At 71.9% G+C, this 18,178-nt stretch carries 14 protein-coding genes, 2 tRNA genes and 2 pseudogenes; 7 read left to right on the forward strand and 11 right to left on the reverse strand.

Translation table 11 applies throughout. The features are described from left to right. Window positions 1-3,297 (forward strand): PE family protein (locus BST11_RS27720; RefSeq protein ID WP_158086822.1); only part of this gene is annotated, 3,297 nt, incomplete at its 5' end. Window positions 3,298-3,377: 80 nt separating this feature from the next. Further along, the gene (locus BST11_RS24650; protein WP_068214215.1) at window positions 3,378-3,890 is read left to right on the forward strand and encodes a pyridoxamine 5'-phosphate oxidase family protein; all 513 of its coding nucleotides are present in this window, start codon (window positions 3,378-3,380) and stop codon (window positions 3,888-3,890) included. Between the two features lie 8 nt (window positions 3,891-3,898). Here BST11_RS24650 and BST11_RS24655 read toward each other — a convergent pair. The 4 genes from BST11_RS24655 to BST11_RS24670 all read right to left on the reverse strand — a co-directional run bounded on the left by BST11_RS24655 (window position 3,899) and on the right by BST11_RS24670 (window position 6,468). Continuing rightward, a tRNA-Glu gene (locus BST11_RS24655) sits at window positions 3,899-3,971 on the reverse strand. A gap of 72 nt (window positions 3,972-4,043) precedes the next feature. After that, window positions 4,044-4,115 (reverse strand) — tRNA-Gln (locus tag BST11_RS24660). 92 nt (window positions 4,116-4,207) lie between these two features. Beyond that, complete coding sequence (gltX, locus tag BST11_RS24665) at window positions 4,208-5,674, reverse strand: glutamate--tRNA ligase (protein ID WP_142276543.1); 1,467 nt, start codon at window positions 5,672-5,674, stop codon at window positions 4,208-4,210. Further along, a complete protein-coding gene (locus BST11_RS24670) occupies window positions 5,671-6,468 on the reverse strand; it encodes a fumarylacetoacetate hydrolase family protein (RefSeq protein WP_083140861.1) in 798 nt (265 codons plus the stop codon). The genes gltX and BST11_RS24670 overlap by 4 nt, the downstream gene beginning before the upstream one ends. A 161-nt stretch (window positions 6,469-6,629) precedes the next feature. Here BST11_RS24670 and BST11_RS24675 point away from each other — a divergent pair. Then, a pseudogene (locus BST11_RS24675) lies at window positions 6,630-7,628 on the forward strand (MFS transporter); the annotation flags it as partial. Between the two features lie 133 nt (window positions 7,629-7,761). Here the strand turns inward: BST11_RS24675 and BST11_RS24680 are convergent. Together BST11_RS24680 and serA are read right to left on the reverse strand one after the other, a co-directional pair. Further along, a complete protein-coding gene (locus tag BST11_RS24680; RefSeq protein WP_067326574.1) occupies window positions 7,762-8,772 on the reverse strand; it encodes a 3-isopropylmalate dehydrogenase in 1,011 nt (336 codons plus the stop codon). A gap of 49 nt (window positions 8,773-8,821) precedes the next feature. Beyond that, window positions 8,822-10,408, reverse strand: coding sequence for a phosphoglycerate dehydrogenase (gene serA / locus BST11_RS24685; protein ID WP_083140862.1), 1,587 nt, complete (start codon window positions 10,406-10,408; stop codon window positions 8,822-8,824). 29 nt (window positions 10,409-10,437) lie between these two features. Between serA and BST11_RS24690 the strand changes: the two genes are divergently transcribed. After that, window positions 10,438-11,901, forward strand: coding sequence for a phytoene desaturase family protein (locus BST11_RS24690; RefSeq protein WP_083140863.1), 1,464 nt, complete (start codon window positions 10,438-10,440; stop codon window positions 11,899-11,901). Continuing rightward, a complete protein-coding gene (wrbA, locus tag BST11_RS24695; RefSeq protein WP_083140864.1) occupies window positions 11,898-12,497 on the forward strand; it encodes an NAD(P)H:quinone oxidoreductase in 600 nt (199 codons plus the stop codon). The genes BST11_RS24690 and wrbA overlap by 4 nt, the downstream gene beginning before the upstream one ends. A 1-nt stretch (window position 12,498) precedes the next feature. Here wrbA and ilvC read toward each other — a convergent pair whose 3' ends face one another. From ilvC to BST11_RS24710, 3 genes are read right to left on the reverse strand one after another with little or no spacing between them, the layout of a single operon-like run. Beyond that, the gene (gene ilvC / locus BST11_RS24700; protein ID WP_083140865.1) at window positions 12,499-13,500 is read right to left on the reverse strand and encodes a ketol-acid reductoisomerase; all 1,002 of its coding nucleotides are present in this window, start codon (window positions 13,498-13,500) and stop codon (window positions 12,499-12,501) included. Between the two features lie 39 nt (window positions 13,501-13,539). After that, window positions 13,540-14,046 carry an acetolactate synthase small subunit gene (gene ilvN, locus BST11_RS24705; RefSeq protein ID WP_067326557.1) on the reverse strand — a complete coding sequence of 169 codons (507 nt, stop codon included), beginning with the start codon at window positions 14,044-14,046 and terminating at the stop codon, window positions 13,540-13,542. After that, entirely contained in the window at window positions 14,046-15,905 is a 1,860-nt protein-coding gene (locus BST11_RS24710; protein ID WP_083140866.1) for an acetolactate synthase large subunit, read from the reverse strand. Before BST11_RS24710 ends, ilvN begins: the two co-directional genes overlap by 1 nt. Window positions 15,906-16,167: 262 nt before the next feature. On the opposite strand from BST11_RS24710, the gene BST11_RS24715 reads away from it, so the two are divergent. Continuing rightward, entirely contained in the window at window positions 16,168-16,545 is a 378-nt protein-coding gene (locus tag BST11_RS24715) for a PH domain-containing protein (protein WP_083140867.1), read from the forward strand. Here BST11_RS24715 and BST11_RS24720 read toward each other — a convergent pair whose 3' ends face one another. Next, a complete protein-coding gene (locus BST11_RS24720) occupies window positions 16,546-17,400 on the reverse strand; it encodes a DoxX family protein (protein WP_067326548.1) in 855 nt (284 codons plus the stop codon). It lies immediately after the preceding gene. A gap of 280 nt (window positions 17,401-17,680) precedes the next feature. After that, the gene (locus BST11_RS27335) at window positions 17,681-17,863 is read right to left on the reverse strand and encodes a hypothetical protein (protein ID WP_142276544.1); all 183 of its coding nucleotides are present in this window, start codon (window positions 17,861-17,863) and stop codon (window positions 17,681-17,683) included. A gap of 164 nt (window positions 17,864-18,027) precedes the next feature. On the opposite strand from BST11_RS27335, the pseudogene BST11_RS27340 reads away from it, so the two are divergent. Continuing rightward, window positions 18,028-18,178 (forward strand): annotated as a pseudogene (locus BST11_RS27340) (PQQ-dependent sugar dehydrogenase); the annotation flags it as partial.

Raw genomic sequence — 18,178 nt, forward strand, 5'->3', positions numbered from 1 at the left:
GGCCACGGCGGGGCCGGGGGCGCCGGAGGGATGCTCGCCGCCGCCGGCCAGGCCGGAGGCGTCGGCGCCGGTGGTACCGGGGGCACCGGCGGCAACGGGGGCGCCGCTACCCAGCAGGGCACCTCTGCCGGCGCGGGCACCGCGGGCACCGGCGGCCTGGGCCTCACCGGCGGTGCGGGCGGCCAGGGCGGCGCCGGCGGCGCTGCGCTGCCCGGCGGAACCGGCGGAAACGGCGGCACCGGCGGAAACGGCGGAACCGGCGGCACCGGCGGGGATGGGGGTTCCGGCCTGGCCAGCGGCAGCGCCGGCGGAAACGGCGGAACCGGCGGCACCGGCGGCGCGCCTGGCGCAGGCGGGCTGTCCGGCGGTGCCGGCGGCAAAGTGGGCCACACGGGACTCGGTGGAGACGGAGGAACCGGCGGTCGGGGCGGCGACGCCACGGGAACCAACGGCTACCAGGGCGGTAAGGGCGGGGCCGGCGGATCGGGCGGCGGCCCCGGCGGCGACGGCGGCGACGGCGGCGTCGGCGGTACCGGCGGAATGGGCGCCACCGGCGCCGATGCCTCTGGAAGCAACGGCCCCGATGCCGGTGGCACGGGCGGAACCGGGGGCGCCGGGGGCCAAGCCGGACCCTCCGGCGGCGCGGGTGGACACAACGGCACCGGCGGGCAGGGCGGGCAAGGCGGCCAAGGCGGGCAAGGCGGACAGGGCGCGCCAGGCACCAGCGGAGACTCCCCCACTCCCGGTGACCAAGGCGGCCAGGGCGGCCAAGGCGGCCAAGGCGGCGCCGGCGGCGCCGGCATCGGCGGGATCGGCGGCGGGCAGGGCGGCACCGGCGGCCTCGGCGGTCAGGGAGGCACCGGCGGCACCGGCGGCGACAACACCAGCACCACCGCCTTCGCGATCGGCGGCACCGGCGGCACCGGCGGCACGGGCGGCACGGGCGGCGCCGCCGGATTGGGCGGACTCGGAACCGACGGTGGCACGGGCGGCGGCATCGGCACCGGCGGGGTCGGCGGCACCGGCGGCACCGGCGGACAGGGCGGATACGGCGCGGACGGCGCCAATGGCATTGGCTCGATAGCTGCCGCTGGCCAGGGCGGCCAGGGGGGCCACGGCGGCGCCGGCGGCACCGGCGGCACCGGCGACGGTACGAGTCACGGCGGCGACGGCGGCGTCGGCGGTAAGGGCGGTCGGGGAGGCACCGGGGGCACCGGCGCCACCGGCAACCCCGGGGAGACCGGCTTCATCGGCGGCAAGGGCGGTACCGGCGGCACGGCCGGGTTCGGCGGGACCGGAACCGAAGGCGGCGCGCCCGGCAGCATCGGCACCGGCGGCACCGGCGGCACCGGCGGCACCGGCGGGCAGGGCGGGCAGGGCGCCAACGGCTCAGACAGCACCACCACCCCTGGCGCCGGTTCCCAGGGCGCCGCCGGCGGCCAGGGCGGCCAAGGCGGCGACGGCGGCGCCGGCAACGGCGTGACCAACGGCGGTCAGGGCGGCGCCGGCGGCACCGGCGGCCAGGGCGGCACCGGCGGCACCGGCGGCAACAACACCGGCCCCGCCGGCAACAACGCCGGCGGCGACGGCGGCCAAGGCGGCACCGGCGGCGCGGCCGGGGCGGCCGGGATCGGAACCGACGGTGGCGCGAAAGGCACGATCGGCACCGGCGGCGACGGCGGCACCGGCGGCACCGGCGGGGAGGGCGCGCAAGGCGCCAACGGCGCCAACTCCGACCCCCCCACCGCCGGTCAACAGGGCGGCTTCGGCGGCGCCGGCGGCCAGGGCGGCACCGGCGGCTCCGGCGACGGCACGAGTCACGGCGGCAACGGCGGCACCGGCGGCACCGGCGGCACCGGCGGCGCCGGCGGAAACGGCGGCACGAACAGCAGCACTGGCGGCGACGGCAAGAACGGCGGTGCGGGCGGCACCGGCGGCACCGCCGGGGCGGCCGGCTCGGGCACCGACGGCGGCACGGGCGGCAGCGTCGGCACCGGCGGCACGGGTGGCACCGGCGGCAACGGCGGAAACGGCGGCCACGGGGACGACGGCGCAGGCGGCGCGGGCGGCAAGGGCGGTAACGGCGGCGCGGGCGGCACGGGCGGAGCTGGCATCGACGGCGTGGGCGGCGGCGACGGCGGAAACGGCGGCAAGGGCGGCGTCGGCGGGGTCGGCGGGCGCGCCGACACACCCCCGATTCTCAGCGACGGGAGAACCGGAGGCGCCGGCGGCGGCGGCGGCGACGGCGGCCGCGGCGGCGACGGCGGAGCCGGCGGGGGCTCCGGCGGCGACGGCGGAGATGCCGGTAGCGGCGCCACGGCCGGCAACGCCACCGACGGCCGGGGCAGCGGCAAGCATGGCGGTACCGGTGGTGTCGGCGGCAAGGGCGGCACGGGCGGCGCCGGTGGCACTGGCAACGGCAGCGGTGACGGCGGTGACGGCGGCAGGGGCGGCAACAGCGGACCCGGTGGCATCGGCGGCGACAGCAACGGTGGCGCCACCGGAGGCAGGGGCGGTAACGGCCAGGCGGGCGGCACTGGCGGCGCCGGCGGCCTCGCCCCCGGCAGCGGCACCGGCGGCGACGGCGGCGACGGCGGCACCGGCGGCAGCGCCGGCCACGGCGGCCGCGGCGGCAACGTCACCGGCGGTAGTGGCGGCACCGGCGGCACCGCCGGCGCCGGCGGCCAAGGCGGCGCCGGGGGCGGCAACACCGGCTCAGGCAACGCCGGCAACGGCGGCATCGGCGGCACCGGCGGCACCGGCGGTGGTGGCGGCGGCGGAGGCAGCGGCGGCAGAAACCCAGGGGGCACCGGCGGCTTGGGCGGTGTGGGCGGCATGGGCGGCGCCGGCGGTGATGCTACCGGTACCAGCGGCAACGGCGGTACCGGCGGCGCCGGCGGTACCGGCGGCGCCGGCGGCGCTGGCGGCAGCGGCGGCGGTGCCGCCGGCGACGGCGGCAACGGCGGCAACGCAGGCTCAGGTGGCGGCGGCGGCGACGGCGGCGATGGCGCAGGCACCGGCGGCGGCGGCGACGGCGGGGTCGGCGGCCACGGCGGCACCGGCGGCAACGGCGGTCCGGGCGCCGGCACAAATCAAGACCGCGGCGACGGCGGCGACGGCGGCAGCGGCGGCACCGGCGGCGACGGCGGTGCCAACGGTAAAGGCCAGACCGCCCCCGGGAACACCTGGCAGGGCGGGGGCGGCACCGCCGGCAACCAGAACACCGCCGGCTCCGGCGGCGGCGGCGGCGACGGCGGCACCGCCGGCGACGGCGGCGGTGCCGCCGCCGACGGCTGATCGGTGGGCCATCGGGGTAGCGCCAGCGACTGCAGGCCCGCCCGTGCTCGTCCGGGCGGCCGCCTGACAAACTGACGCTCATGGGAACCAATCAGCGGGCGAGCATCGTCATGTCCGAGGCCGAGATCGCCGATTTCGTCGTCACCAGCCGCACCGGCACGCTGGCCACCGTCGGGCCCGACGGCCAGCCGCACCTGACCGCGATGTGGTACGCGGTCGTCGACGGCGAGATCTGGCTCGAGACCAAGGCCAAGTCGCAGAAGGCGGTCAACCTCAAACGCGATCCGCGGGTGAGCTTCCTGATCGAGGGCGGCCACACCTATGACACGCTGCGCGGGGTGTCCTTCGAGGGTGTCGCCGAGATCGTCGACGACCCCGACGTCGCGCATCGCGTCGGGGTCAGCGTGTGGGAGCGCTACACCGGCCCCTACAGCGACGACATGAAGCCGTTCGTCGAGCAGATGATGAACAAACGCGTCTGCGTGCGCATCGTGGCGCGCCGCGCGCGGTCGTGGGATCACCGCAAGCTCGGGATGGCGCCCATGCCGGTGGGCGGGTCGACGGCACCTGCCGCGCTGGGGACCGGCCAATAGTTATCTTGTAGCCCCGATGGGATTCGAACCCACGCTACCGCCGTGAGAGGGCGGCGTCCTAGGCCGCTAGACGACGGGGCCAGAACCGATCCGAGCAGCCAGCATAGCTCACCGGCGATGGCGCTCCTAATCGCAAGCGGCGCTGCGACTTTGCTGGGGTACCAGGACTCGAACCTAGAATGGCTGAACCAGAATCAGCTGTGTTGCCAATTACACCATACCCCATTGGCTGCCTAAAACCGCTGGTCAGCGCGTTCCGAAAACGGCACCGGCCGCCGTAGTCGGCTTTGCGAACCGCAGTGCAGACTACCAAAGGTTCACACCGCTCCGTCGCGCGCCGCCCGCAGCCGCGCCAGGCTGCGCTCGCGGCCCAGCAGCTCCAGCGATTCGAACAACGGCGGGCTGATGGTCGTTCCCGTGGCGGCGACCCGGATCGGGCCGAACGCCTTGCGCGGTTTGAGCCCCATACCGTCGATGAGCGCGGCCTTGAGCGCGGCCTCGATCGGCGCCGCGGCCCAGTCCGCCACCCCGTCCAGCGCGGCCAGCGCCGCGTCCACCACCGCGATGCCGTCGGGACCCAGCTCCTTGGCGGCGGCCTTGGGGTCGATCGCGTAGTCGTCGTCGTTGAGGAACTTCAGCAGCTCCCACGCGTCGCCAAGGACGACGATGCGCGTCTGCACCAGCTCGGCGGCGGCGGCGAATGCGGCGTCGTCCAGCCCCACGCGATGGCCGTGCGCGTCGAAATAGTCGCGCAGCCGCGCGGTGAAGTCGTCGGCGTCCAGCATCCGGATGTGTTCGGCGTTGAGCGCGTCGGCCTTCTTCTGGTCGAAACGGGCCGGGTTGGAATTGACGTCGACGACGTCGAACGCGGCCACCATCTCGTCGAGGCTGAACACGTCGCGGTCGTCGGCGATCGCCCAGCCCAGCAACGCAAGGTAATTCAGCAGCCCCTCGGGGATGAAGCCCCGGTCGCGGTGGGCGAACAGGTTGGACTGCGGGTCGCGCTTGGACAGCTTCTTGGTTCCCTCCCCCAGCACGGTTGGCAGGTGGGCGAATTGCGGCGTGCGTTCGGCGACGCCGATCCGGATCAGCGCCCGGTACAGCGCGAGCTGGCGCGGCGTCGACGGCAGCAGGTCCTCGCCGCGCAGCACGTGGGTGATCTTCATCAGGGCGTCATCGACCGGGTTGACCAAGGTGTACAGGGGTTCTCCGTTCGCGCGGGTCAGCGCGAAGTCGGGCAGGCTGCCCGCCGCGAAGGTGGTGGTGCCGCGCACCAGGTCGTCCCAGCCGAAATCCTCGTCGGGCATGCGCAGGCGCACCACCGGCTTGCGGCCTTCCGCCAGGAACGCCGCGCGCTGCGCATCGGTCAGCTGCCGGTCGAAGTTGTCGTAGCCCAGCTTGGGATTGCGGCCGGCGGCGACGTGGCGCGCCTCGACCTCCTCCGGCGTCGAGAACGCGTAGTAGGCCTCGCCGGCCTCGAGCAGTCGGGCCACCACGTCGCGGTAGATGTCGGTACGCTGCGACTGCCGGTAGGGGCCGTAGGGCCCGCCGACCTCCGGGCCCTCGTCCCAGTCCAGGCCCAGCCAGCGCAGCGCATCGAGCAGCGCCAGGTAACTTTCCTCGGTGTCGCGCTGCGCGTCGGTGTCCTCGATGCGAAACACGAAGGTACCGCCGGTGTGTCGCGCGTACGCCCAGTTGAACAGTGCGGTGCGGACCATCCCGACGTGCGGGGTGCCGGTGGGCGACGGGCAGAACCGGACCCGCACGGGGGTTGTTGCGGTCACGACTTTCCTTTGCGGACAACGGGATTGGTGAGGGTGCCGATGCCCTCCACGGTGATCGAGACGGTGTCACCGTCCTCGATGGGGCCGACACCCGCCGGTGTTCCGGTGAGGATGAGATCTCCGGGCAGCAGGGTCATCACGGCCGAGATCCACTCCACGATGGCGCCGACGTCGTGGATCATCAGCGAGGTGCGGCTGTGCTGCTTCACATTGCCGTTGACCTCGGTGCGCAGTTCGAGATCCGCCGGGTCGACATCGGTGACGATCCAGGGCCCGACGGGGCAGAAACTGTCGTGGCCCTTGGCGCGGGTCCATTGGCCGTCGGCCTGTTGCTGATCGCGCGCCGAGACGTCGTTGGCGATGGTGTAGCCAAGGATGTTCTCGGCGGCCTGGGCGGCCGGTACGTCCTTGCACGCGTGGCCGATGACGACCGCCAGCTCGCCCTCGAAGTGCACGGGTGATGCGTTGGCCGGCAATCGGATCGGCACGTTCGGCCCGATGATCGCGGTGTTGGGCTTGAGGAAGATCACCGGGTCCGCGGGTGCGGGGCCGGTCGTCCCGCCCATCTCCGCGATGTGGTCGGCGTAGTTCTTGCCGACGCAGACCACCTTGCCGGCCAGCATCGGCGCCAGCAGCCGGACATCGGCCAGCGGCCATGACCGGCCGGTGAACGTCGGGGTGCCGAACGGGTGTTCGGCGATCTCCCGGGCGGTCAGCCCGGTGGGTTGGGCGGGCTCGCCCTCGATGCTGACGAAGGCGACACCGTCCGGGCTGGCGATTCGACCGAGGCGCATTTGTTCGAGCCTAATATGCCCCCGACGGCGCGCTGATCGGCGGCGCGACCGCGTTCCGGCGACGGGCGGCGACCCTGTGGAAACATGGATTGGTGTCCAAGGGCCACACGGCCGATCTCGGTCCCGGCGCGCGCTGGGCCGTCGTACTGGTCTCGCTGTTCGTGACGGCGAGTTCCTTCCTCTATATCAACGGCATCGCGTTCCTGATCCCCTCGCTGGAGAACCAGCGCGGCGTGCGACTGACCGAGGCCAGCCTGTTGTCGTCGATGCTCAGCTGGGGCATGGTGGTCACGCTGGTCCTGTGGGGCTATGTGCTGGACCACGTCGGCGAACGGATCGTGCTGGCCGCGGGGTCGGCGCTCACGGCGGCCGCGGCCTACGCGGCGGCGTCCGCGCACGGGTTGCTGCTGATCGGGCTTTTTCTGTTCCTGGGGGGCATGGCCGCCGCGAGTTGCAACGCCGCCGGGGGCCGGCTGGTGTCGGGGTGGTTCCCGCCGCGGCAGCGCGGGCTGGCGATGGGCATTCGCCAGACCGCCCAGCCGCTGGGGATCGCGATGGGCGCGTTGGTGATACCCGAACTGGCCGAAGGCGGGCCGCACCGCGGGCTGATGTTTCTCGCGGTGGCGTGCACGGTGGCCGCCGTGGCCAGCGTGATCGGGGTCGTCGACCCGGTGCGCAAGTCCCGCAAGACCGCCACCGCGGCGGAGCTGGCCAGCCCCTACCACGGGTCGTCGGTGCTGTGGCGCATCCACGCGGTGGCGGGCCTGCTCATGATGCCGCAGACCGTGACCGTGACGTTCATGCTGGTGTGGCTGATCAACCACCATCACTGGTCGATCGCCGCGGCCGGGGGCCTGGTCACGCTGTCGCAGTTGCTCGGCGCGGTGGGCCGCGTCGCGGTCGGCCGCTGGTCCGACCGCATCGGATCGCGGATGCAACCGGTCGCCGTCATCGCCGTCGCCGCCGCGCTGACGCTGTTCCTGCTGGCGCTGTCGGACAGCATCGATGGCTCGCCGTACGACGTGCCCCTCATGATCGCCATCGCGGTGATCGCGGTGCTGGACAACGGATTGGAGGCGACCGCGATCACCGAATTCGCCGGACCGTTCTGGAGCGGGCGCGCGCTTGGCATCCAGAACACCACCCAGCGGCTGATGGCCGCCACCGGGCCTCCCCTGTTCGGCGCCTTGATCTCGGCCGCCAGATACCCCTCGGCGTGGGCGCTGTGCGGGCTGTTCCCGCTGCTGGCGATACCGTTGGTGCCGATCCGGCTGCTACCGCCCGGCCTGGAATCTACAGCGCGGATGCGATCCGTTCGCCGACTTCGCTGGTGGCGGGCCGTTCGTTCGTACGAGCTGCCAGGTAACGCTCGACGGCCCGGTCCACCCGGGCCGCGGCGTCGTCCTCGCCGAGGTGGGAAAGCAGCAACGCCACCGACATGATCGCCGCCGTCGGATCCGCGATGCCCTGACCGGCGATGTCGGGCGCGCTGCCGTGCACCGGCTCGAACATCGACGGATTCGTCCCGGTCGCGTCGATGTTTCCGCTGGCCGCCAAGCCGATCCCGCCACACACCGCCGCGGCCAGGTCGGTGATGATGTCGCCGAACAGGTTGTCGGTGACGATCACGTCGAACCGCCCCGGGTCGGTGACCATGTGGATGGTGGCCGCGTCGACGTGCTGATAGGCCACCTCGACGCCGGGGTAGTCGTGCGCGATCTCCTGCACCGTCCGCCACCACAGTGACCCGGCGAACGCGAGCACGTTGTTCTTGTGCACCAGCGTCAGGTGCTTGCGGCGCAGCATCGCCCGCTCGAACGCGTACTGCACCACCCGGCGCACGCCGAACGCGGTGTTGACGCTGACCTCGGTGGCCACCTCGTTGGGCGTTCCGACGCGGATGGCGCCACCGTTGCCGGTGTACGGGCCCTCGGTGCCCTCGCGCACCACCACGAAGTCGATGTCCGGGTTCCCCGCAAGGGGGCTTCGCACGCCCGGGTACAGCCGGCCCGGGCGCAGGTTCACGTGGTGGTCCAGCTCGAATCGCAGCCGCAGCAACAGGCCTCGCTCCAGCACGCCGCTGGGCACCGACGGGTCGCCGATCGCCCCGAGCAGAATGGCGTCGTGCTCGCGCAGCTCGGGGACCACCGAGTCGGGCAGCACCTCACCGGTGGCGTGATAGCGCCGGGCACCGAGGTCGTAGTCGGTCTTCTGCACGCCCGGCAGCACCGCGTCGAGCACTTTGACGGCCTCGGCCACCACCTCCGGGCCGATCCCGTCGCCGGCGATCACCGCCAATTTCATCGGCGCCGCTCCTCCTCATCGCTGGGCGCTGCATCGCCGCCGACGCGGTTCACGAAAGATCAACCACCTCAAGCATGTTGGCGCCGACGGCCGCCGCGATCGCCGAGCGCACATCCTCGGGCACGTCCTGGTCCAGCCGCAGCAGGATCGTCGCGCCGGGGCCCTCGGCGTCCTCCGACAGCTGCGCGGCGTGGATGTTCACCCCCGCGCCGCCCAACAGCGTGCCGATCTTGCCCAGCGCACCCGGCTGGTCGGCGTAGTTGATCACCAGGTTGGTGCCGGTGGCCCGCAGGTCGAAGTTGCGGCCGTTGATCTGCACGATCTTTTCCACCAGTTGCGGCCCGGACAGCGTGCCCGCGACGTTGACGGTCGAGCCGTCGGCGGCGACCGCGCGCACGTCGACCACGCTGCGGTGGTTGGGGCTTTCGGTGGCCTTGGTGATCTCGGCGGTGACGCCCCGCTCGGCGGCCAGCGCCGGGGCGTTGACGAACGTCACCGCGTCCTCGATGACGGCCGAGAACAGCCCGCGCAGCGCCGAAAGCTTCAGCACCTCAACCTCTTCGGCGGCCAGCTCGCCGCGCACCTGCACCGACAGCGACACGGGCAGCTCGCCCGACAGCGCCGCGGCCAGCACCCCGAGCTTGCGCACCAGGTCGAGCCAGGGCGCCACCTCCTCGCTGACCACTCCCCCGCCGACGTTGACCGCGTCGGGCACGAACTCCCCCGCCAGCGCCAGCCGCACGCTCTCGGCCACGTCGGTGCCGGCCCGGTCCTGGGCCTCGCCGGTGGAGGCCCCCAGGTGCGGCGTGACCACCACCTGCGGCAGCTCGAAAAGCGGGCTGTCGGTGCAGGGTTCGCTGGCGAACACGTCGATGCCAGCGGCTCGCACCTGGCCGCTGCTCACCGCGTCGGCCAGCGCGGCCTCGTCCACCAGGCCGCCGCGCGCGGCGTTGACGATGATGACGCCGGGCTTGGTCTTCGCCAGCGCCTCCTTGTCGATCAGGCCCGCCGTCTCCGGCGTCTTCGGCAGGTGCACCGAGATGAAGTCGGCGCGGCCCAGCAGCTCGTCGAGGGGCAGCAGCTCGATGCCGAGCTGGGCGGCGCGGGCCGGCGAGACATACGGGTCGTAGGCGACCACGTGGGTGCCGAAGGCCGCCACCCGTTGGGCGAACAACTGGCCGATGCGGCCCAGCCCGACGACGCCGACGGTCTTGCCGAAGATCTCGGTGCCCGAGAACGACGACCGCTTCCAGCTGTGCTGCCGCAGGGAGGCGTCGGCCGCCGCGATCTGGCGCGCGGCGGCCAGCATCAGCGCCAGCGCGTGTTCGGCGGCGCTGTGGATGTTCGAGGTCGGGGCGTTGACCACCAGAACCCCGCGCGCCGTCGCGGCATCGACGTCGACGTTGTCCAGGCCCACACCGGCGCGGGCGACGATCTTCAGCTTGGGGGCGGCCGCCAGCACCTCGGCGTCCACCGTGGTGGCCGACCGCACCAGCAGCGCGTCGGCCTCGGGGACGGCGGCCAGCAGCTTCTCCCGGTCGGGCCCGTCTACCCAGCGCACCTCGACCTGGTCCCCCAGGGCGGCGACGGTTGATTCGGCGAGTTTGTCGGCGATGAGTACAACTGGCAGATTCACGCGGCCAGCCTATCGGCTGTAATTGACCGGTGGACGCCACCTCGGACGTGACCGTCGTCGGCAGCGGACCCAACGGGCTGACCGCCGCCGTCGTCTGCGCGCGCGCCGGCCTGAAGGTGCAAGTCATCGAGGCCCAGCCGACCTTCGGGGGCGGCGCCCGCACCGCCCCCGACCCGGACTCCCCGGGGGTCCGGCACGACGTGTGCTCGGCGGTTCACCCGCTGGCGGTGGCGTCGCCGTTCTTCGCCGCGTTCGACCTGCCCGCGCGGGGGGTGCGGCTGGCCGTCCCGGAGATCTCCTACGCCAACCCGCTGCCGGGGCGCCCGGCGGTGATCGCCTACCGCGACCTCGAGCGCACGTGTGCGGAGCTGGAGCGCGGCGCGTCGTGGCGCCGGCTGCTGGGCCCGCTGGTGGGCAACTCGGAGGCGGTCGTGGGGTTGTTGCTGGGCGACAAGCGTTCGGTGCCCGGCTCGTTGCGCTCGGCGCTGCGCCTGGGTGTGCGGATGCTGGCGCAGGGCACACCCGCGTGGGGGTCGCCGGCCGGCATCCTCGACGGGGACGACGCCCGCGCCCTGTTCACCGGCGTTGCCGCGCACGTGATTTCGCGGATGCCGTCGGTGACGGCGGCCGGCGCGGGGTTGATGCTGGCGACGCTGGCGCATTCGGTGGGCTGGCCGATCCCGGTGGGTGGCAGCCAGGCGATCACCGATGCGCTGATCGCCGACCTGCGGGCGCACGGCGGCGAGCTGACGGCCGGCGTCGAGGTCAGCGAGCCGCCCGTTCGCCCGGGCTCGGTCGTCGCGTTCGACACCGCGCCGACGGCGCTGCTGCGGATCTACGGCGAACGCCTTCCGTCCGGCTACGCGAAGGCGTTGCGCCGCTACACGTTTGGGCCCGGGGTGGCCAAGGTCGACTTCGTGCTCAGCGAGGAGATTCCGTGGTCTGACCCGCGGCTGGCGCGGGCGCCGACGCTGCACCTCGGCGGCACCCGCGAGCAGATGGTGCGGGCCGAGACCGACATCGCCGCCGGGCGTCACGCGCGGTGGCCGATGGTGCTGGCCGCCTCGCCGCACATCGTGGACCCCGGCCGCATCGACATCGTGGGCCGCCGCCCGTTCTGGACCTACGCCCACGTGCCGGCGGGTTCGGGCGTCGATGCGACCGAGGCCGTCACCGCGGTCGTCGAGCGGTTCGCGCCCGGCTTCCGCGACATCGTGGTGGCGACCCGGGCCGTGCCCGCCGCGCGGATGGCCGACGACAACGCCAACTACGTCGGCGGCGACATCGGGGTGGGCGGCAACAACGCGTGGCGCGCGATCGCCGGTCCCACCCCGCGGCTGAACCCTTGGAGCACACCGGTTCCCGGGGTGTACCTGTGCTCGGCGGCGACGCCGCCCGGCGGCGGTGTGCACGGCATGTCCGGCTACTACGCCGCAAGGTCGCTGTTGCGCCGCGAATTCGGGATCGCCGACATGCCTAAGCTGTCCCCGTGACCAAACTCGCGATCATCTACTACTCGGCCACCGGGCACGGCACCACGATGGCGCGGCGCGTCGCCGCGGCGGCCGAGTCCGCCGGCGCCGACGTCCGCCTGCGCCACGTTGCCGAAACCGCCGACCCGCAGTCGTTCGCCCACAACCCGGCGTGGACCGCGAACTACGAGGCCACCAAGGACCAGCCCGCGGCCACCGGCGACGACATCGTGTGGGCCGACGCGGTGATCTTCGGCTCGCCGACCCGCTTCGGTTCGCCCGCCGCGCAATTGCGCGCCTTCCTCGACTCGCTCGGCGGGCTGTGGGCCGCCGGCAAGCTCGCCGACAAGGTGTATGCGGCCTTCACGTCGTCCAACACGCTGCACGGCGGGCAGGAGACGACGCTGCTGTCGCTGTACATCACGCTGATACATTTCGGCGGCATCATCGTGCCGCCGGGCTACACCGATCCGTGCAAGTTCGTCGACGGCAACCCGTACGGGGTGAGCCTGGTGTCCACCCACGACAACATCCACGAGATCGACGAACCCACCGCCAACGCGCTCGACCACCTGGCGCGCCGGGTCGTCGAGGTCGCCGGGCGCGTCGCCTCTTAGGCTAGGCCGTCTCGGTGATCGGGCGATCGACCCAGCTCATCAGGTCGCGCAGCTTCTTGCCGGTGACCTCGATGGGGTGCTCGGCGTTCTCCTTGCGCAATTGCTCCAGCTGCTTGTTGCCGCCCTCGACGTTGGCCACCAGCTTCTTGGTGAAGCTGCCGTCCTGGATGTCGCGCAGGATCTCGCGCATCCGCTCCTTGGTGCCGGCGTCGATCACGCGCGGGCCCGACAGGTAGCCGCCGAATTCCGCGGTGTCGGACACCGAGTAGTTCATCCGGGCGATGCCGCCCTCGTACATCAAGTCGACGATCAGCTTGAGCTCGTGCAGCACCTCGAAGTACGCCATCTCCGGCGGGTAGCCCGCCTCGACCATCACGTCGAAGCCGGCCTTCACCAATTCCTCTGTGCCGCCGCACAACACGGCCTGCTCACCGAACAGGTCGGTTTCGGTCTCGTCCTTGAAGGTCGTCTTGATGACGCCGGCGCGGGTGCCGCCGATGGCCTTCGCGTAGGACAGCGCCAGCGCCTCGCCGTTGCCGGTCGGGTCCTGGTCGACGGCGATCAGGCACGGCACGCCCTTGCCGTCGACGAACTGGCGGCGCACCAGGTGGCCGGGGCCCTTGGGGGCGACCATCGCGACGGTGACGTCGCCGGGCGGCTTGATCAGGCCGAAGTGGATGTTGAGCCCGTGGCCGAAAAACAGGGCGTCGCCGGCCTTCAGGTTGGGCTCGATGTCGTTTTTGAAAATGTCGGCCTGGGCCGTGTCGGGGGCCAGCAGCATGATCACGTCGGCCCACTTGGCCACCTCGGCCGGGGTGTCGACGTCCAGGCCCTGCTCTTCGACCTTGGGCCGCGACTTCGAACCCTCCTTCAGACCGACCCGCACCTGCACCCCGGAGTCACGCAGGCTCAGCGAGTGGGCGTGCCCCTGGCTGCCGTAGCCGATCACACCGACCTTGCGGCCCTGGATGATCGTCAGGTCCGCGTCGTCGTCGTAGAACATTTCCAATGCCACTTCTGCGTTTCTCCTTGTTGATTGACCTTATTTGACAGAGCCGATGGCGCGCGGACCGCGCGACAGCGACACCATTCCGGATTGGGCGATTTCCCGGATGCCGAACGGCTCCAGCACGCGCAGCAGCGCCTCGATCTTGCCGCGGTCACCGGTGGCCTCGATGGTCAGCGATTCCGGCGACACGTCGATCACCTTGGCGCGGAACAGGTTTATCGCCTCGATCACCTGGCTGCGACTGCCGGCGTCGGCCCGCACCTTGATCAGCGACAGCTCGCGCGACACCGACTCCTCGTCGTCCTGCTCGATGATCTTGATCACGTTGATCAGCTTGTTCAGCTGCTTGGTGATCTGCTCGAGCGGCGTCTCCTCGGCGGAGACCACGATCGTCATCCGCGACATGTCCTTCTGCTCGGTCGCCCCCACGGCCAGCGACTCGATGTTGAAGCCGCGCCGCGAGAACAGCGCCGCCACGCGCGCGAGCACGCCGGGCTTGTCCTCCACCAGGACCGACAGCGTGTGCGTTTTGGTGTGCATCAGGCGTGCCCCTCGGTTTCGTCGTCGAACAGCGGGCGGATGCCGCGCGCGGCCTGGATCTCGTCGTTGCTGGTGCCGGCGGCGACCATCGGCCACACCTGCGCGTCGGCGCCGACGATGAAGTCGATCACCACCGGGCGGTCGTTGATCTCGCGCGCCTTGTTGATCACGTCGACGGCATCTTCCGCACGCTCGCAACGCAATCCGACGCAACCCAGCGCCTCGGCCAGCTTCACGAAGTCCGGGATGCGGTGCGAGTGCGTGGCCAGGTCGGTCTGCGAGTAGCGCTCCTCGTAGAACAGGGTCTGCCACTGCCGCACCATGCCCAGGTTGCCGTTGTTGATCAACGCCACCTTGATCGGCGCGCCCTCGATCGCGCAGGTGGCCAGCTCCTGGTTGGTCATCTGGAAGCAGCCGTCGCCGTCGATCGCCCACACCTCGGCGTCCGGACGGGCCATCTTGGCGCCCATGGCCGCCGGGACGGCGAACCCCATCGTGCCCAGCCCGCCGGAGTTGAGCCAGGTGCGCGGCTTCTCGTAGGAGATGAACTGCGCCGCCCACATCTGGTGCTGGCCGACGCCGGCGACGTATATCGCGTCCGGGCCGGCGATTTCGCCCAGCTTCTCGATCACGTATTCCGGGCTCAGGCTCCCGTCGCTCTGCGGGCCGTAGCTCAGCGGGTAGGTGGCCTGGACGTCGTGCAGATACGCCCACCAGTCCGTCAGCTCCGGGAGGGCCGCGCCACCGGGGCGTTGCAGCATCGCGATGAGGTCGGTGATGACGGCCTTGACGTCGCCGACGATCGGCACGTCGGCGTGCCGGTTCTTGCCGATCTCGGCCGGGTCGATGTCGGCGTGGATGACCTTGGCCTCGGGGGCGAATGAGTCCAGCTTTCCGGTCACGCGGTCGTCGAACCGGGTGCCCAGCGCGATCAGCAGGTCGCTGCGCTGCAGCCCCGCCACCGCGGCCACGGTCCCGTGCATGCCGGGCATGCCCAGGTTTTGCGGATGGCTGTCCGGGAAGGCGCCGCGCGCCATCAGCGTGGTGACCACCGGGATGCCCGTCAGGTCGGCCAGCTCGCGCAGCTGCTCGGTCGCCTCGCCGCGGATGACCCCGCCGCCCACGTAGAGCACCGGCTTGCGGGCGGCGGCGATCAGCCTGGCGGCCTCGCGGATCTGCCGGTTGTGCGGCTTGGTGTTGGGCTTGTAGCCGGGCAGGTCCATCTTCGGCGGCCAGCTGAACGTGCACTGCCCCTGCAGCACGTCCTTGGGGATGTCGACGAGGACCGCGCCCGGGCGCCCCGAGGAGGCGATGTGGAACGCCTCGGCGATCACCCGGGGGATGTCGTCGCCGGAGCGGACCAGGAAATTGTGCTTGGTGATCGGCATGGTGATGCCGGAGATGTCGGCCTCCTGGAAGGCGTCGGTGCCGATCAGCCCGCGACCGACCTGCCCGGTGATGGCGACGACGGGGATCGAGTCCATCTGCGCGTCGGCCAGCGGGGTGACCAGGTTGGTGGCGCCGGGACCCGACGTCGCCATGCACACCCCGACCTTGCCGGTGGCGTGCGCGTAGCCGCTGGCGGCGTGGCCGGCACCCTGCTCGTGGCGAACCAGCACGTGGCGCAGCTTTTTGGAGTCGAACAGCGGGTCATAGACCGGCAGCACCGCGCCGCCGGGTATGCCGAAGATGACCTCGACGTCGAGTTCCTCCAACGACCGGATCACCGATTGGGCGCCGGTGAGCTGCTCGGGGGCGACGCGCTTCGGTTGGGCCGCAGGGGTTTTCGCGGCGGGCTTCACCGCGTCCGTGGCCACGGCGGCCGCGTCGGGCGCCTGTGGCTTCGTGGGTGCGCTCACTGTCCTCGCCTCTTCATCCTCGTTCGCGTGTGTAGGTCTGGTTGCCACGCAACAAAAAACCTCCGTCAGCTCGGCTGCTGAACGGAGGTTGCGCGTTGGTGCTGGATCGCTTCAAATGCCGAAGGTCTAGTCAGCCACCAACGCGCTGACTAAGTACTACGAGCATTCCGGGCTTTCCGGTATCCATAGCGTCCGACGGTAGCCTTCGCACAGCTCAGCAGTCAAATCCGGGGCCCGCGCGCGACGGTGAAATGATGCTTGCATGGTGACCGATTCCCCCGTGGTGATCAAGGTGTCGCCGATCGCGCACTTCGCCGTCGGATTTCTGGCCCTGGGCCTGCTGATCCCGGTGCTTGCCTGGCCGCCGTCCGCACCGCTGCTGGCCATTCCGGTGGTGTTGTCGGCGATGATCGTCCGGCTGCGCACGGTCGCCGACGCCCAGGGGGTGACCGTGCGGAACCTGCTGGGGAGCCGGGCGCTGCGCTGGGAGGAGATCGACGGGCTGCGCTTCCACCGTGGTTCCTGGGCGCGCGCCCGCCTCAAGACCGGCGACGAACTGCGCTTGCCCGCGGTCACATTCGCGACGCTGCCGCAGCTGACCGAGGCCAGTTCGGGGCGGGTTCCCAACCCCTACCGCTGATCAGGCGACGGGGTTGACCCCGTTGAGCAGCACCCACACCGCGACGCCGGCGGCGACGCCGGCCAGCAGGGCCACGAACGACCCGATGAAGGGGCGATGGGCCCACCCGCGCCCGGCGTCGAGGCCGTAGCGGCCCGGGCCGCACAGGATCACCGCGACGGCCAGGACGATCAGGGTGATCTGGTATTCGTGCCCGTCGGGCAGGAAGTACGACAGCGTATGCGAGTGCGGCCGCGCGGAGACGGTCGCCAGCAGGCCGTTGATCAAGAAGGCCAGCGCACCCGCCGCGGCGATCGGGGTGAACAATCCGAGCACCAGCAGCACCGCCGCCACGATCTCGCCGCCGGCGCTGACGTAGGCCAGGATGTCGGCGTGCTGATAGCCGACGTCCGACAGTGAGTTCCTGAAACCGGTCACCCCGGAGCCGCCCCACCAGCCGAACAGCTTCTGCAGCCCGTGGGCGCCCAGCACCACGCCCAGCCCGACCCGCATGACCAGCAAACCCAGGTGCTGGGTGCCGCGCCGGCCGACCTCCCGGTGCCGCTCGTGGTCCGCGTCCGCGTCGCCCTGGCCGGGCTCCGTGGCGGAGATCGGCGCCGCCTGGATCGCCTGCGGCTGCACGTATGGCAGGGGTTCCTGCTGGTCGAGCAGGTGGTATCCGCCGGACGCCGGGCCGCCCGAGACGGCGGGGTCGCTGTAGGGGATGACGGTGGTGGTGCCGAAGTCGCCCGGATACCCGACGGGGGTCAGGTCATCTTCGGGGTCGACCAAGCGCGCCGAGGCGGGGCGTCCGGGGTTCAACTCTCCGGATTCGCCGGGCCGGCTCCAGTGTGCGTCATTCGGTTGACTGGTCACGGGTGTCAGGGTAAGGGCAAATCGGCCCGAATCGGGGATTTGAGCGGCGCTTTTGGCGGTTAGTCGGTCAAAACGGCCCGGATCGGCCCAAAATCGCCTTCTCCGCCCGTTCGGAGGGCCCGAAAGCGGGGAAATTCCGGCCCGGATGCCCGCCCCGTGTTCACTTCCCAGGCCGTGAGCTCACGCTCATTGGCTCCACGCATCACGTCGATCGGCGGCGTGGTTTTGGTCTGCGCCGCGAAATCGCTGCGCCCGTTTGCTTGCTGAACCCGGTATGGACCTAGCTAAGTCCGCCGGCGCCGCCGGCGCCGCCTTCGCCGCCGGTCCCGCCAATGAAGTCAAAGGCGGGACCGCCGGCGGTCCCGGCGCTGCCGCCCTGGCCGCCGCCGCCCTGGCCCGTACCGCCACCGCCGCCGGTGCCGCCGGTGCCCGCCGGCGCCGCCCGCGCCCGCGGGGGTGACACTTTGGAAAGTGCTGCCGGTCCCTCCGGTACCAGCGTATTCCTGATTTGCCATCGCGGGCATTTCGTACAAATCGCCTGTTTTCCGCCGCGGTTGATGACTTCGATCCCGATGCCACCGGCTCGCGTGTGGCGGCGCCGCCCGCACAGTCCGTAGCCTGTCGGTCATGCGGATACGGGGCTCGGTTCGGTGCGGGCTCGCCGCGCTGTCCGCCGTGGTGCTGGTCGCGAGCGGGTGCGCGCGGTTCAACGACGCCCAGTCGCAGCCGTTCACCACCAACCCGGAACTCAAGCCCCCGCCGAGCTCAACGCCGCCCC

This window comes from Mycobacterium alsense (genome assembly GCF_002086635.1).
GTDB lineage: Bacteria > Actinomycetota > Actinomycetes > Mycobacteriales > Mycobacteriaceae > Mycobacterium > Mycobacterium alsense.

Bases quoted from the DNA above. Each gene is read 5' to 3' on its own strand.
- BST11_RS24650 (WP_068214215.1), top strand. From the start codon at position 3,378: ATGGGAACCAATCAGCGGGCGAGCATCGTCATGTCCGAGGCCGAGATC.
- BST11_RS24670 (WP_083140861.1), bottom strand. From the start codon at position 6,468: ATGCGCCTCGGTCGAATCGCCAGCCCGGACGGTGTCGCCTTCGTCAGC.
- BST11_RS24680 (WP_067326574.1), bottom strand. From the start codon at position 8,772: ATGAAATTGGCGGTGATCGCCGGCGACGGGATCGGCCCGGAGGTGGTG.
- ilvC (WP_083140865.1), bottom strand. From the start codon at position 13,500: ATGTTCTACGACGACGACGCGGACCTGACGATCATCCAGGGCCGCAAG.
- ilvN (WP_067326557.1), bottom strand. From the start codon at position 14,046: ATGCACACCAAAACGCACACGCTGTCGGTCCTGGTGGAGGACAAGCCC.
- BST11_RS24715 (WP_083140867.1), top strand. From the start codon at position 16,168: ATGGTGACCGATTCCCCCGTGGTGATCAAGGTGTCGCCGATCGCGCAC.